Source organism: Streptococcus sp. DTU_2020_1000888_1_SI_GRL_NUU_041A, assembly GCF_032387735.1.
GTDB classification, from domain to species: Bacteria; Bacillota; Bacilli; order Lactobacillales; family Streptococcaceae; genus Streptococcus; species Streptococcus sanguinis.
Genome location: NZ_CP135591.1, coordinates 1,582,482 through 1,597,832, shown reverse-complemented (window position 1 = coordinate 1,597,832; position 15,351 = coordinate 1,582,482). Strand labels below are relative to the sequence as shown.

Here is a 15,351-nt window from a genome sequence, read left to right as displayed (position 1 = left end):
GATATGAGATGATAGAAACAGAGAAAAAAACAGAGCGAGTCTTTCTGGTCGGTGTGGAACTGGCAGACACGGAGAATTTTGACCTATCCATGGAGGAGCTGCAAAGCCTAGCTAAGACTGCAGGGGCTGAGGTAGTTGGCTCCTATAGCCAGAAGCGGGAGAAGTATGACAGCAAGACCTTTGTCGGTTCTGGCAAGTTAGAAGAAATCCGACAGATGGTTGATGCCGAAGAGATTTCGACCGTTATTGTCAATAACCGTCTGACACCTCGGCAGAATGTCAATCTAGAGGAAAGCTTGGGGGTCAAGGTCATTGACCGTATGCAGCTGATTTTGGATATTTTTGCCATGAGGGCTAGGAGTCATGAGGGCAAGCTTCAGGTGCATCTGGCCCAACTCAAGTACCTCCTGCCTCGCTTGGTTGGCCAGGGCATTATGCTCAGCCGTCAGGCAGGTGGCATTGGCTCCCGTGGGCCTGGTGAAAGCCAGCTAGAGCTCAATCGACGCAGTGTCCGCAATCAGATTCATGATATTGAGCGCCAGCTCAAAGCAGTGGAGAAAAATCGGGCTACCGTTCGTGAAAAACGGCTAGAGTCCAGCATTTTCAAAATCGGCCTCATCGGCTATACCAATGCTGGCAAGTCTACGATCATGAACTGCTTGACCAGTAAGGACCAGTATGAGGCAGACGAACTCTTTGCGACGCTAGACGCCACGACCAAGAGCATCAACCTCAGTGGCCAGCTCAATGTCACTCTGACGGATACAGTTGGCTTCATTCAGGATTTGCCGACAGAGCTAGTATCCAGCTTTAAATCCACACTGGAAGAGAGCAAAAATGTCGATTTGCTGGTTCATGTCATTGACGCCAGCGACCCTCATCATGAGGAGCATGAAAAGACCGTCCTTGACATCATGAAAGAGCTGGACATGCTGGATATTCCCCGGCTGACTCTCTATAACAAAGCAGACAAGGCGGAGGATTTCACTCCGACCTTGACTCCTTATTCTTTGATTTCGGCTAAGGCGGACAATAGCAGAGCTCTTTTGCAGCAAGTCCTGCTGGAGCGGATGAAAGAGTTATTTTTGCCTTTTACAATCAAGGTAGCGCCTGCTAAAGCCTACAAGATTCATGATTTAGAGAAAGTCGCGATTATGGGGAATCGAGAATACATAGACGATGTCGAAGTCGTTTCAGGCTGGATTGCCGAGAAAAACAAATGGAAACTGGAAGAATTTTATGACTGATTATATTGACTTGGCCCTCAAATACGGCGGTTTTACAAGCCTAGACAGGGTCTACTTAGAGCAAGTATTGGCTGATCTGACAGAAGAGCAGAAGCGTAGCTTTATCACGCCGCCTCCTAGCGTTATCAACGCTTACTTTGCTGAGCTTTATCAAAAGAAAAGTCCGGAAGCCGCGACAGCCTATTTTTTAGAGATTAGCAAGGCGCTGGACTTGTGGAATACGGAGCCTAGCTTTGTAGAAAATAAACCTTTTGTACGGCTTAATCTTTCTGGCAAGTCCTATGGATTTTGCTATGAGAGCGAGGAAGTCGGCTTGGTATTCCCTGAAAAGCCTGAGCCTGCAACAGCTGACTTGCTCTTTGAAATCGCCCAAGTCTTTCCACAGTACTTGGTCTACGAAGAAGCTGGGAGAATAAAAATGACACCTCTCAAAGCTGAGTCTCAAGTCGTGGACAGTCAGGCGCTGACTGCTTTGACTGATTGGCAGCAGCTAGCTGATGGCAGCCAGAGAGTTCTGGGCTACAATCAAGATGAAGTCAGTCAGCTGGCTCAGTCCTATGCTGGTAGAAAATACTATCACTCGCAGAATCGTTCTGCCATGATTTATATCATTTAGAAAGAAAAACATGCAATTACAATTTTTAGGAACCGGAGCCGGTCAGCCATCAAAGGCTCGCAATGTGTCCAGTCTCGTCCTCAAGCTGTTAGAGGAAATCAATGAAGTCTGGATGTTTGACTGCGGTGAAGGTACCCAGCACCAGATTTTGGAGACGACGATTAAACCCCGCAAAATCAGCAAGATTTTCATCACTCATCTGCATGGCGACCATATTTTCGGTCTGCCGGGTTTTTTATCTAGTCGTTCTTTTCAGGCTAACGAAGAACAGACGGACCTAGAGATTTATGGTCCCAAAGGCATTAAAAACTTTGTCCTGTCTAGCCTGCGCGTGTCTGGTTCTCGTCTGCCTTATCGGATTGATTTTCATGAGTTTGATGAAAATAGTCTGGGCAAGATTCTTGAAACGGACAAGTTCACTGTTTATGCGGATAAGCTGGATCACACGATTTTCTGTGTGGGTTATCGGGTGATGCAGAAAGATTTGGAAGGAACGCTGGATGCAGACAAACTACGGGCAGCGGGCGTACCTTTTGGTCCCCTCTTTGGCAAGGTCAAAAACGGTCAGGATATCGTCCTAGAAGATGGGACCAAAATTATTGCAGCAGACTATATCTCAGCTCCTCGTCCGGGCAAAACCATTGCTATTTTGGGTGATACTAGGAAGACATCTGCCAGCGTCCGCCTGGCTGTGGCAGCAGATGTGCTGGTCCATGAAGCAACCTATGGCAAGGGAGATGAAAAATTGGCCCGTAATCACGGTCATTCTACCAATATGCAAGCCGCAGAAGTAGCCAAGGAAGCTGGTGCTAAGTGCCTCCTTCTCAATCATATCAGTGCTCGCTTTCTAGCCAAGGACATCAGCCAAATGCGCCGCGATGCCAGCTCTGTCTTTGAAAAGGTCCATGTGGTCAAGGATCTGGAAGAGGTGGAGATATGAGAATCATCATCATCACTGGGGCTAGCGGTGGGCTGGCTCAGGAAATGGTTAAGCTCTTGCCACATGACCGACTGATTTTGGTCGGACGGAGCAAGGCTAAGCTGGAAAAACTATATAGAGAAAGGGAAAATCTTGACCTAGTGGAGCTGGATATCACAGACAGTTCAGCTTTGGAAAGATTTGCTGAGCGGATTGACAGCCAGTATGGCCACGTAGATGTCCTGGTTAATAACGCTGGCTATGGGATTTTTGAAGAATTTGACAAAATCACTTCCAGTGATATCGAGACCATGTTTGAAGTCAATACCTTTGCCCTGATGAACCTGTCCCGGATCTTTGGAACTCGCATGAAGCAGGCAGGTCAAGGACATATCGTCAATATCGTTAGTATGGCCGGCCTCATTGCAAGTAGCAAGTCTAGTCTTTATTCAGCGACCAAGTTTGCAGCTATTGGCTTTTCCAATGCCCTGCGTTTGGAACTCCTGCCTTTTGGGGTTTATGTCACGACGGTGAACCCAGGTCCTATTAAAACTTCCTTTTTCGATCAAGCGGATCCTGACGGTTCCTATGTAAAAGCAGTGGATAAGTATATCCTTGAGCCTGACTTTGTAGCGAGCAAAATTGTCAGCTCCTTTGGCAAAAAGAAGCGGGAAATGAATCTACCAGGGATTCTCAATCTAGCTCACAAGCTTTATACCCTTTTTCCAAGAATTGCCGACAAGATGGCAGCCAATATGTTTAACTATAAATGAGGTTTTATGACAGCTAATCTACAAGCCTACAAGGCTCATCTGCAGGCGCCTTGGGGAAAACTTCAGTATGATATTATTTTTGCCTTTCTTGAGTCACTTAAGGGCCAGAAAATTCTTGATTTCGGCAGTGGTTTTGGGATTGTGGCTGATTTTCTAGCGGAAAAAAACCAAGTGACCGCCATCGAGCCAAGCCCAGAGATGATCGCCGAGCGCAAGCAGGACTTTTCCTATGAGCAATTGCAAGGCAGCTTGGATCTTCTGCAAAAATTACCTGACTAGTCTTTTGATGTCATCGTATGTCATAATGTCTTAGAGTATGTATCTAACCCTGCTCTTTATTTAGCAGAATTTTCCCGCCTCTTAAAAAAGGACGGCAAAATTTCTCTGGTTAAGCATCACGAGGTTGGACGAGTTATGCATACGGTAGTTTTTGAAAATGACCCAGAAAAGGCCAAGCAGCTTTTGGCGGGTGAGGCATATCAAACCCACAGCATGGGGGCTGCTAAGGTCTATCAGATTAAAGAAGTGATTTCAGGTCTTCCATTAGAAGTTGAGGATTATCAAGGAGTACGAATTTTTTATGGGCTGCAATCCAATGACTACAAAACTGCCCCTGACTGGGCTGAAAAGATGCTTGAGATGGAGCTGGCTGTCTGCAACCAATCACCTTATCGGGACATCGCTGCCTTTCAGCATGTTTGGCTAGTCAAGTCCTAAATTGAATGAAAAAGTGTTCATTTACATCTTAAACAAACCTCGTAAGGAGAAAGCTTGATGCAAAGGAGAGGAGTCATAGAGCCAGAGCAACCTGTCAATTATGCCCTGCTCAGCCTTTTTCAATATATTGCTTCAGTTTTAGTGATTATGGTCCATTGCCAGAGGCTTTTTGAACATGAAGCCCTGCATTTTATTCAAAAGAGTATGTTTGGTCGCATGGCGGTCCCTTTCTTTTTAATTTCTTCAGCCTATTTTTTCCGATTACGCTGGAAGCGAGAGCACGGTTCTACGAAACTGACTCTGTATATTAAAGGTATTTTAAAGGTCTATGGTTTTTGGAGTCTGGTCTACCTTCCCTACGCTTTGACTTATTTCCAATCTCTGCATTTGCCCCTCTATCTAGCTCCTCTGGCTATTCTAGCAGCGCTCCTCTACATCGGAATGAGCTACCAGCTCTGGTATATTCCTGCCTTTCTCTTAGGTTTGCTGCTGGTCCATTTTTTGTATAGGAAGTTGGGTCCCAAGAAAACATTTGCCCTTTTGTTAATTCTCTACGCCTTAGGTGCTATTGAGACTTATCACGCCTATCTGTCGCCTAGTCTGCTGACGGACTGGTACGATGTCTATGCCAAGCTCTTTTTCACTAGCAGGAATGGCCTCTTCTATACGCCCATTTTTATCTATTTAGGCTACTTTCTAGCTGATTACGGGCAGATAGCCTTATTTCAGAAAAAACGCTGGCTGTCTCTTCTGTTGGCAAGTCTTTTCCTGGCAGGCGAAGGAATACTGGTTTACATGAGGCAGGGACTGGATAAAAACTTTTTCTTTGCTCTCATTCCCTTTACGCTCTTCTTATTCAATTGGCTGTTAAAAACTCAGTGGAAGCGTGAAAAAAACTGGCGACATTTAAAAGATTTAAGTATCCATTATTTCTTTCTCCATCCTATCTTTATTGAGTTATCTTTCTTTCTGCTCAAATCCCAGCAGCTGACCAAGTGGGAAAATGGCCGTTGGGCCTTCCTTCTGACGATTATCCTGACCCATCTGACGTCAGAATTAGTGATTCGATGGCGAGGGAAAGGTTAAATTTATCGCTAAAAAATTTGGCATGTTTAAGATGAATAGTTGCTATTTCTTTATCTAAAATAAAACACACGCATTAAGTTCAGTTTTAATGCGTGTGTTTTTAGTCAAGGAAAAAGTTAGGCAGAACACCCATTATATGTCGTTCTACGATTTCAGTGAATTATCTTTTGTATTATCTCCTTCAGCTATGCCATAGACTGTTGCTAACTGGATAATTTTCTTTGCCCATTTGCTATGCGGCTTCATTTCATTCATCCGGTTTTCTTTATATCCTTTTATTACACCAATTTGCTGCTGATTTGTGTTAAGAATTGTCAGAGCATCTTGGTAGTCTTCTATACTAACAATGTTATTCTCAGCAATAAGGCTTAGCTGAGAAGGATGGATGCAAGTTTTTCCAATGAATCCATTAAGTCTGTCTAATTCTAGCTCTTTTTTCAATCCATGAGCCCAATTCCCATCTTGAAAACGGCTATTAAAGTATTCCCATACTGGTCCAGAACAGATATAATCTGCGGAAAAAATATTTAAGATATCTGTTAGACAGTCAGCAATAAGTTTAACATCGTAGATAGTCTGGTGGACATTACGACGAATACCGAAAATATTACTAAAATCAGTTGCTCCCACACGGATATTTAAAACTTGCTCCTTATAGGGTTTTAATAACTCTGATATAAAAAGAAGTTCTTCCATTCTGGTATTCTTTTTCATGATGCTCTCGCTTTCAAGAATTGGCATTATGTAAAATGTTTGATTTGTTCTTTTGCTAAAATTGTCGAAAACTTGAAGGTAGGCAGGAGCAGTAGTAGAATCAAATTTAGGAAAATTAAATCCAGAAACTAGTTTAAAGATATCAGGAGAAGAATGCTCGAGCATTTGATTAAATTGTTGGGAAGAACGGACTCGGATAAAAATTAAAGGGAGAGAATCAAAATCTAGCTGGCCAGTTTCCAAGGCTTGATTCAGTTTGTCTAAAGTCTCAAAGAGTTGTAATTCAGCTTGATGAACAGTTCCATCTCCAATAGAATCTTCTAGATCTAGACAGATTGAGCTACAGCAAGGATGGAGGCCAGCAATGATTTCATCAACTATCTGAGTTCGATGAGCGGGCATATAAAGAAGTCCAGCTATTGCATATTGCAATAAATCTTTTGGGGAATTTTGATTAAATTGGCATCCTTCTTTAAATAGGGGTATAGAATCATAAGTAAATTTCATTCAAATCTTCCATTCAACACTTTTAAGTTTTTTGTTCGAGGACTACTGAAAAAATATCCTCAGCGCCTTCTATTCCTTGATTAACAATCATATAGCCATCTTTATTATTGATAAGCTGGTAAACTTCACTGTTCTTTGGTATCATTTTTATATCGCCTAAAGATAAGAAGCCAGCATCTAATTTTCCGTCACCCGAAGTAATTAGAAATTCTTCTTTGAGATAGTCTTTTAAAAAAGAAAGAGCGTTTTCTTTAGAAATTTCTTTAGGGATGATGTAAAGTTTAAGCCCCTGAAGAGTGAAAGTCCATTCTAAATCTTTTAAATCTTTTTCAAGACTTGGCAAGATAAACTCTTGAACGATATCCTGATCTTCGGTAACTTTAGTAAAAAAGAATAAATTGTCAACCAAAGATGGAGTTCTAGTTAAGTATTTTTGATATTTAGTTAAAATATCTAAGATTTTAGGATAATCCAATGCTTGTATTTGTCGAGTTCTTTCGATGTGTTCCTGCCAGACTTTTAAAGGTTGACCTTTATGCAGAATGATTCCGCCATTAGCAACAACAGCATAAGGGCAGTCTTGTAGGGGGATAATGCGTGAGAACTGCGCTAGCGAGCGAGTTGTAATTGGAACCAAATGGATATCGCATCGAGTTTTGGCTTGAGCAAGTAATTCCAATGCTCTATGGCTCATATAGGAGATTTCACGTCCGTCTAGATGTTCTACACAAGAAACAGTCTGATAATTTTCAACAAACTTATTAGAATAAATGATGGTTCGATCTAAATCAGTAGCAAAAAGCATAATATTCCTCTCTTTTTTGGGACTGATAGTTGTAAAATTTTAATAGAAAACAAAAATTTCTTTTTTAATTTCAAGCAGTTATATTTAAAGGTTATTAAAGTTAGATTGATTGTCTTAAAATTTTTGTCAAACTTAAATGAAACAATATTATAATCTTAAATGACTTAAGAGAATAAATTTTAGTTATCAAAGTGTGCAATTCATCAAACTATACCAATCTTACTATAAAAGAGCCGATAAGTCTAGTCTTGGAAGCATTTATAAAGAATCAAGTAGATTATTGTCATGGATAAATTTTCCCTGTTCATGAAGTATTCATAGTCACTTCACTAAAAGAGTTGATAAGTAAAGGCTGAAACACTAGTGTTTCAGCCTTTCTATAACTAAGATTTATTTTTTGTAAGAGCTTTTCGGATGAAGTCTATAGGGATAATCAGAACAGCAATAGCAAGTGCTACAATATAGTGTTCAATATCCATAGGAACAGTATTGAAGACCTGTCCACCAAACTGAATGATTAAAGATTGAACGATAGCAATGGAAATCATGACAATCGAGAATTTTTTGTTTTCTGAAATATGCTCAAAAACATTAAGACCAGTACTGCGAGTATTGAGGGAATTGAAGATAATCGCATAGATAAACACAGTAAAGGTGAAGGTAGTTACCATTTCAAAGTTTCCAGTTCCATTAGTGATGAAATCTTGAATACCAGCTACATTTTTAAGAATAGCAAGACAAACAATAGTAATGAAAATGCTAGCAACTCCAATAGCAGACTTCATATACTTTGTTAGAATATTAGCTTTTTTAGCCACTGGTTTTTCATTCATGTAACGATCTAAGGTAGGTTCTTCACCAAATGCCAAAGCAGCTAGTGTATCCATGATAAGGTTAATCCAAAGGATTTGAATGATTGTAAATGGCTCTTTCAGACCGAAAAGAGGAGAGAGAAGAGACATAGCAATAGTAGTTACATTAACTGTCAGCTGGAAAATAATGAATTTGCTAACTGATTTGCTCATTGTCCGGCCGTAAAGCACAGCTTTTTCGATAGACGTCAAACTATTGTTTAAAATAACAATATCAGAGGCTTCACGGGCAACCTCAGTTCCGTCTCCCATAGAGAAACCAACGTCAGCAGCTTTAAGAGCAGGTGAGTCGTTTACTCCATCACCAGTCATACCACAAACCATATCAAGGTCTTGAGCTGCTTCAATTAAGCGCTTCTTATCCATAGGTAAGGCGCGGCTTACTACTTTCATATTAGGGAGTTGCGCTTTTAATTCTTCGTCAGAGAGGTTTTCTAGCTCATCATGAGTTAGGATTAAATCTGTATCACTGGTAACAATTCCAGCTTCTTTAGCAATGGCAATAGCTGTTTCTTTACGGTCTCCTGTAACCATAACTACTTGAACTCCAGCTTTGTTCATTGTTTCAACAGTTTGTTTAATAGAATCCCGTACATTGTCTCGAATACATACAATAGCAATCAAGATTTTATCTGAACCTTCTTTTTTAAGAATAGCGAGAAGACGCATAGAACGATTAGCCTGTTCCAAAGAGAGTGCAGAGAATTTATCTTTATCAGAAGTAGTAAAAGCAGTCTTATTTCCGTCTTTATCAAGATAGAAATGACAATCATCTAAAATAAATTCTGGTGCTCCTTTGATGTAAATTTCGCCTGACTTAGTCGTAACACTAGCATATTTTTTAGCAGAGTTAAACTGTTCTTTTTCAGCAATAGTGTTTGTATCAAAATCTAAGAGATTGCGGTTGATTAGAAAATCTAAAAGAGCACGGTCAGTTGCGTTACTTCCGACAGCTATACCATCTGCTATATTAGCGTCATTATTTAAACCAATGCCATGAATAACTTGCTTGAGTAACTTTTCAGACATATTCGAGAAATCAGCAGCAGAACTCTCATCAGTTGTCTCATAAAGAGTTCCATTGCCAAGGAAGAAATCAACAACAGATAGTTTCCCTTCTGTAATTGTTCCAGTTTTATCGCTGAAAAGGATATTCATATAACCAGCTGTTTCAATAGTATCAGGATGACGAACTAGAATATTCTGAGCTAGCAAGCGGCCTGAGTTCATTGAAGACACAAGAGCCAGCATCATAGGCAATCCTTCTGGAACTGCCATGATAATGATAGTCACTGCAAAGAGAATTGTTTCAATGACTAATAAGAAAATAGATGAAAGATTCAAATTGTTTGCAGTATTTAAAGCAAGAAAACCAAGAACAAGGTTGATGACAGAGTAAGCCGCACCAGCACTGTATCCAAGAACGCCAATATTTTCTGCCAGTTTGTTCAATTTCTCTTTTGATGGAGAATCTTTCCCATCCTCTTGGAGAGAGGTATTGATGCTTCCAAGAACAGTATGGTCACCAATATCAGTTGCTTCCATAACAGCTTCACCAGATGTTACCACAGTCCCACGGAAGATTTTTAATTCTGTAAAGAGGTCCTGACTATCTGGTTCTGCATTATCACCTAAAGCGATTTTTGTAGCATCTTCACTTTCCCCATTCAAGATAGCTTGATTTACCTTTAATTCTCCAGCAAGAATAATCCCGTCAACTGGGATTTTATCACCAGTTTGAAGAAGAATTTGGTCTCCTTTGACAATATCATCTACTAAAATTTCTTTAAGTTTACCGTCGCGATAGACTTTAGCATTAGTTTTGCTGGCTTCTTCTTGTAATGTATTAAACTTTTGCTCATTTTGATATTGTGAGATAGCAGAAAATCCTGTTGACAGGAGAATGGCAAAAATCAAGGAAATTGCTTCGTACCAATTTGCTTCACCAATACCTGGGAAAATCATGCCGATAAAGTTGAAAATAATTTTGAGACCTAAGGCCGCAAGCAGAATCAAAATCCACTGATCCTTGAAAGCTTCAATAAATATTGAAAGAAGTGAGTTAGCTTCTTTACTGGAAAGTTTATTATCTCCATGGGCTGACTTGCTTGCTGCAACCTCAGCTGAGCTTAGCCCTTTAAAGTTATTCATTTGGTTTGTTTGTCCTTTCTAAAAATAAAGAGGCTGAGACAATAGTGTTCAGTCTCTTTTTTGTATGTCAATAAAACTTGATTTGGCAACTGTCTGTCTTTAGCTAAAGAGTGCAGCTATACCATTTAAATCAGCCTGCTTACCTTCACCGATGGTGTGGAAGGCCCAAGTTGAACCATCTTTTACAAGTTCTGCAAAAACAACAGCTGTGTCGGTAGAATAATCATCTTTAAGTTGGAACTTGCAAAGTTCAGAATTGTTCTCAGCATTAACTAAGCGAACATAGGAATTATTAACCATGCCAAATGTTTGACGACGAGTGATAGCCTGATCGATGGTAACGGCGCAAATGACCTTATGGATACTTGGTGAGAGAGCAGCTAAATCCAAATTGATAACTTCATCATCACCATCACCTGCACCAGTACGATTATCACCATTTAAGTGAATACCGGGAGCAGTTTTGTTATTATAAAAAATAACATCACTAGCAGAAGTAATTTTGCCTGCCTCATTCAATAGGAAAGCAGAAATATCAAGGTCAAAATCTGCACCACCGGCAGAGATATCCCAACCAGCGCATAAGTCAACTTTTGTAAGGCCTGGAGCAGCTTTAGCTAAGTCCAGGATAGTATTTTTTTCTAAATCAAGAGATACACCTCCCGTTGCAGGAGCAACTTCAGTGGGTGTTGGAGTAGGATTGGCAGGTCCGCCAAGTGAGGTGAAATTAATAGCCATGAGAGATTCCTTTCTGATTAACGGTAAGATTTTTCAATGTCTTGGATTGAAGCGTTTAGGTATTCTCCAACTGCTTTGAAAGTCCAACCATTGACAGTACGTGTAAGTTCAGCAAATTTAACGGCCGTCGCTTTGCCGCCATCTTCTGATAGATTGAAGCGAGCGATTTCTTTTTCAGGACGTTGTGCTTGATCAACTAAGCGAACGTAGGCATTCTTTACTTGGCCAAAATATTGTTTGCGATTTTGACCAGAATAGATAACAACTGCTACAACGATTTGAGCCACGTCTGGATGAATATTATTGAAATTAACAAACATGTTTTCATCATCACCGTCACCAGCACCGGTAAGGTTATCATGATCTAATTGAATACCCTGAGATTTCTTTTTACTGAAATAGACAAGATTATTAACTGAACGAGTCAGATGGCCAGAAGAATCAAGAAGGAAGGCACAAAGATCAAGGTCAAAGTCAGAGCCAAAGAGACTTGTCTTAACATCCCATCCTGCTGATACGCGAATATTTTCTAAAGAGAAATCTGTTTTAGAAAGATTAAGGAAGTCATTTTTTGCAAGGTTAAGCATGCCTCCTTTATTTAAATCGAGTGTGACTTCACGTCCTTCCGTACTAGAAGTTTGAACAGGTGTGTTAGCAACAGGAGCTTGAGTTTGTTGCTCATCTCCACCAAACAATTTACCAAAAAGTCCCATAATATTTTCCTTTCTATTTTCTTAATTACATATAGCGAGACAAGAGTTGGTTGAGGTCAGCGATAGCTCCCTCACCGATTGCTTCAAAAGCCCAGCCATTAGCTGTCCGACTAAGGGAACAAGCTGTTACAGAAGTATCAGCAGAATAACTGTCACTCAATTCATAGCGGCAGATTTCCTGTTCGTTATTGTCGGCATCTAGAAGGCGAACAAAAGCATTTTTAATCATGCCAAAAGTCTGACGTTTAGTGACTGCATCAAAAATAGTAATGAAGAAGACAATTTTCTTAATTCGAGGTTCGATTGCATCAAGATTAATTTGGATTCGTTCATCGTCGCCTTCGCCTTCTCCAGTACGATTATCACCTTCAAGTCGAATTCCAGCTGCAGACATATTATTGAAGAAAATAACATCATTCGGTACTTGCGCAACACGACCGCTTTCTTCAACTAGGAAGGCAGCTAAGTCTAGGTCAGCAGTTGGTCCTGCAACAGCCATATCCCAGCCGCCGCCTAGAATACAATTTTTTAATGCAGGAGCCTGCTTTGTTAAATCTAAAACGCTCCCTTTAGAGAGGTTAAGAGGAGCAGCAGAGCTGCCAGAGTTTAAATTAGTGAAATCCATATAGATATTCCTTTCTGAATCATAATATTTTTAAAACTCTTTAGCTTAAGGAAAGCCAAGTAAGATTTATTGTTACCATATTTTAAGTGTTATCAATGACCGCTTATAAAACCTTTTTCAGCCATGTCAGATTTCATATGTTCTAACTCAATAGAATCACTTTTTCGTTTTTCAGCAATTTGATTATTGATCTGCTTGGTTTCTTCAATTCCTTTTTTGATTGTCTCATAAGTTGTACGAAGAGTCTCCATTTGAATAGAGCTTCCACCAGCCATACGAGCAATATTTACAGATTGATTAGCAGTGTTTTGTGCATTACGAATTAGAAGTTCATTGGTTTTTTCATCCAATTGTTTGATAGACTTAGCTTGAATTTCCTGTCTTTTTAATTGAATAGCTTGAACCAAACATTGCTTGAAGATTGGCAATGTGATAATAAAGGAAGAATTGATTTTCCGCATCAGATTAAAGTTAGACATTTGCATGGTCTGAATCATAGGACAGGTTTGCATGGCCACGTTTTCAGCAATTTGCAAGTCATATGTTCGCTGTGCGAGCATATCTTTAATCATGCTTAGCTTTTGCTGTTGAGTTTGTTTTTCTTGCTCTGTTATATCCGTACGAGCCGCAATCTGATTGCTGTATTCTTCGATTTCTTCTTGAGCAATCTCACCAGCAACAATATATTTTTCTAATTCTTCATAGTAAGCTACATTAGTTTTATATTGTTTTTCCAAATTTTCTTGGGTTTGGTGAATCTGAACTTCATATTGCTTCAATATGGTATAAATCTGATCAACCTCTTTACCCATATCTTCATATTTGGCAAAAAGTTTATCAATACTATTCTTTATTTTGCCAAATAATTTTTGCAGAGCAGATGCTTTTTCTGGATTTTCAATTTCTTTAATATCGAATTTATCCATGATTTTAGTAAGTTGAACGAGCATTCGAGAAGCTTCCTCTGCATCTACCCTTCGCATGGAAGATAATAGAGCATCAGACATTTGAGAAATCCCTTCACTCGGTTTTTGACCGAAAGCCATAATTGAGTTGACATTAGTAATATCAATCTCATTGGTGAGGTTCTGAACCTCAGGCAGTGATCTTAGCTTTTGCTTATAGGCTAAGTTGTCAGCTAGGACTTCTGGTTTAGCAAGTTCAAGTTCAGTTGATTCAATCTCTTGTGGAGTTGAATCAAAACTTCCTGTGTTGATAGGCATATTGTTTTCCTTTCTTTAATTAAAAAGTTTACTGAAGAAATTTTGTTTTTTCAGCTTTCGTTGAATAGCTTGAAAACTTTGCTCATAGTTTATAACATCTAATCTGACAGTGTTAAAGTACTCTGCATTAATGTAAGAGTTCAGGTCAGATAAGCCGGCAGGTGAAAAAATGATGATGTCAAAACCAATTTTTCCAAGATAGGCAAGGACATAGCACGTATTTTTTGATAACTGAGTTTCGCCTTCCAAGAAAAAGACAATCTTGGGTATAAAGCCGGTAAAATCAAAGCTATCTATGAGTCGTATTACTCTTTTATCCAACTGTAGAATCAACAGTGCAAAGTTTAATATTTCTTCTTTGGATACTGTCAATGGTTGTTTGAACAGTCGAGTATCTGCAATGGTTTCGTTAATCTTATTGAGAAGGAATTTTTCTGTTTCATCGTTATAAGGAGCATAGCGATAGAATGGGAGCTTCATAATCTCCTCAATATCAAAACTTCCATTACTGAGTTGACAAAACATAAGCTGATATTTATCGGAATCATTTATTTCATGAGTAATCAGTTCATCACCATTGGATGTTAAAACGAGCGTATTGTCAGACGAAGAACAGATATTGACCAAGTGGGCGTACTTGTCAATTGGATTATATTCTCCCTCTATTTCAAAAAAGAAATGTGGGACGTAGACTGTTTTCTCAACGGTCTTAAATCCGTTCCGAACTTTTGCGGGTGCGTTCCAATTTTGTTCTACATCTATTAAAGTTGAATTGAAAAAAATGGGGCTTGTCGTTCCATTTCGGAACTGCCAAGGCCTATAAATGCCAGAATTTGTAAATAACTGTTCTTCAATTTGTGTTTCTATATCCAGTGTAATTGAACGATTTTCCTCTATAATTTGTCCATTTTTAGCTCTTTCTGCCCAACTTTGGATAGGCAGGATTTGAGTGTTTTTATGGACAGTACTGATTTGATCAGAGTCAACTAGAGCAAAATTTTCATCATCTTTTAGTGGATTGATATAAATGACATCAAATCCGAAGCGATTAAGTAACAGCAAGAAATATATATCGTGTTTGGAAATACTACCATAGTAGATGCACTTGTTTGTAAGGTAATCTCTATCTTGATAGGATAAGCTGAAAATATGTAAGTATGCATAGAGTAGCATTTTGCATATAAAATTATTTCTCACGCTGTTATTCAGGAAATTTTCCTGACGGATAGCAAGGTTTGTTATATATTCAAGAGCAATCAGAAATTGATGATTGAGCTCTGCATCTTCAAAGAGTGTAATATCCTGACTGGCTATTTGACTAACTTCCATTGAAGCAAGCTCGTTTTTTATGCTGTTAATGAAATCAAAATCTGCATCCATTGGGATTTGGCCGTCAAAGTAAATAGTGTGAGTTGAATCCTCTTGAGCTTTTACCAAAATAGTTTTTAATACACTATCATATTTACTTTGATTTTCAACCCCGATATATCGTGTAAAAACAGGAGAGAAAGTGGCTTGTATTCCTTTTCGTTCTGTGATTGAACGCCAAAGTTCAAAGGGCAAATTTTGCAGACTGGTCGACATGAAATATACCTGCTTTCTACGATTATAATGTCACATCTTTTGTCTTCTTTGTATAAAAGTT

The 15,351-nt window shown here is 39.3% G+C and carries 13 protein-coding genes and 1 pseudogene; 6 read left to right on the top strand and 8 right to left on the bottom strand.

The features are described 5' to 3' along the window. The first annotated feature begins 8 nt into the window (after nucleotides 1-8). From hflX to RSK81_RS07810, 6 genes and pseudogenes are all read left to right on the top strand, one after another. Nucleotides 9-1,247 (top strand): GTPase HflX, encoded by a 1,239-nt coding sequence (hflX, locus tag RSK81_RS07835; protein ID WP_315686430.1) that lies wholly within the window; start codon nucleotides 9-11, stop codon nucleotides 1,245-1,247. After that, nucleotides 1,240-1,863, top strand: coding sequence for a hypothetical protein (locus tag RSK81_RS07830; protein WP_002912742.1), 624 nt, complete (start codon nucleotides 1,240-1,242; stop codon nucleotides 1,861-1,863). The genes hflX and RSK81_RS07830 overlap by 8 nt, the downstream gene beginning before the upstream one ends. A gap of 10 nt (nucleotides 1,864-1,873) precedes the next feature. Then, nucleotides 1,874-2,803 carry a ribonuclease Z gene (gene rnz / locus RSK81_RS07825; protein ID WP_002912739.1) on the top strand — a complete coding sequence of 310 codons (930 nt, stop codon included), beginning with the start codon at nucleotides 1,874-1,876 and terminating at the stop codon, nucleotides 2,801-2,803. Continuing rightward, nucleotides 2,800-3,555 carry an SDR family NAD(P)-dependent oxidoreductase gene (locus RSK81_RS07820; RefSeq protein ID WP_002912737.1) on the top strand — a complete coding sequence of 252 codons (756 nt, stop codon included), beginning with the start codon at nucleotides 2,800-2,802 and terminating at the stop codon, nucleotides 3,553-3,555. The genes rnz and RSK81_RS07820 overlap by 4 nt, the downstream gene beginning before the upstream one ends. Nucleotides 3,556-3,561: 6 nt before the next feature. Continuing rightward, nucleotides 3,562-4,272: pseudogene (locus tag RSK81_RS07815) on the top strand (class I SAM-dependent methyltransferase). 57 nt (nucleotides 4,273-4,329) lie between these two features. Continuing rightward, complete coding sequence (locus RSK81_RS07810; RefSeq protein ID WP_049553319.1) at nucleotides 4,330-5,358, top strand: acyltransferase family protein; 1,029 nt, start codon at nucleotides 4,330-4,332, stop codon at nucleotides 5,356-5,358. A 144-nt stretch (nucleotides 5,359-5,502) separates the two neighbouring features. On the opposite strand, the gene RSK81_RS07805 is transcribed toward RSK81_RS07810, so the two are convergent. The 8 genes from RSK81_RS07805 to RSK81_RS07770 form a co-directional block, all read right to left on the bottom strand. After that, nucleotides 5,503-6,579: an HpcH/HpaI aldolase/citrate lyase family protein gene (locus tag RSK81_RS07805; protein WP_049553320.1), complete on the bottom strand. Its 1,077-nt coding sequence runs from the start codon at nucleotides 6,577-6,579 to the stop codon at nucleotides 5,503-5,505. A 22-nt stretch (nucleotides 6,580-6,601) separates the two neighbouring features. After that, nucleotides 6,602-7,384 carry an HAD family hydrolase gene (locus tag RSK81_RS07800; RefSeq protein WP_061595134.1) on the bottom strand — a complete coding sequence of 261 codons (783 nt, stop codon included), beginning with the start codon at nucleotides 7,382-7,384 and terminating at the stop codon, nucleotides 6,602-6,604. Nucleotides 7,385-7,767: 383 nt separating this feature from the next. Continuing rightward, nucleotides 7,768-10,407 carry a calcium-translocating P-type ATPase, PMCA-type gene (locus tag RSK81_RS07795; RefSeq protein WP_002920884.1) on the bottom strand — a complete coding sequence of 880 codons (2,640 nt, stop codon included), beginning with the start codon at nucleotides 10,405-10,407 and terminating at the stop codon, nucleotides 7,768-7,770. 99 nt (nucleotides 10,408-10,506) lie between these two features. Then, the gene (locus tag RSK81_RS07790) at nucleotides 10,507-11,145 is read right to left on the bottom strand and encodes a TerD family protein (protein ID WP_002900104.1); all 639 of its coding nucleotides are present in this window, start codon (nucleotides 11,143-11,145) and stop codon (nucleotides 10,507-10,509) included. Between the two features lie 17 nt (nucleotides 11,146-11,162). Next, nucleotides 11,163-11,858 (bottom strand): TerD family protein, encoded by a 696-nt coding sequence (locus RSK81_RS07785; protein WP_004191027.1) that lies wholly within the window; start codon nucleotides 11,856-11,858, stop codon nucleotides 11,163-11,165. Between the two features lie 25 nt (nucleotides 11,859-11,883). Then, the gene (locus RSK81_RS07780; protein WP_002900106.1) at nucleotides 11,884-12,483 is read right to left on the bottom strand and encodes a TerD family protein; all 600 of its coding nucleotides are present in this window, start codon (nucleotides 12,481-12,483) and stop codon (nucleotides 11,884-11,886) included. Nucleotides 12,484-12,575: 92 nt separating this feature from the next. Then, entirely contained in the window at nucleotides 12,576-13,706 is a 1,131-nt protein-coding gene (locus RSK81_RS07775; RefSeq protein ID WP_002900107.1) for a toxic anion resistance protein, read from the bottom strand. Between the two features lie 15 nt (nucleotides 13,707-13,721). Next, on the bottom strand, nucleotides 13,722-15,290 hold the full coding sequence (locus tag RSK81_RS07770) for a YceG family protein (RefSeq protein ID WP_061595136.1): 1,569 nt from the start codon (nucleotides 15,288-15,290) through the stop codon (nucleotides 13,722-13,724). Nucleotides 15,291-15,351: the final 61 nt, after the last annotated feature.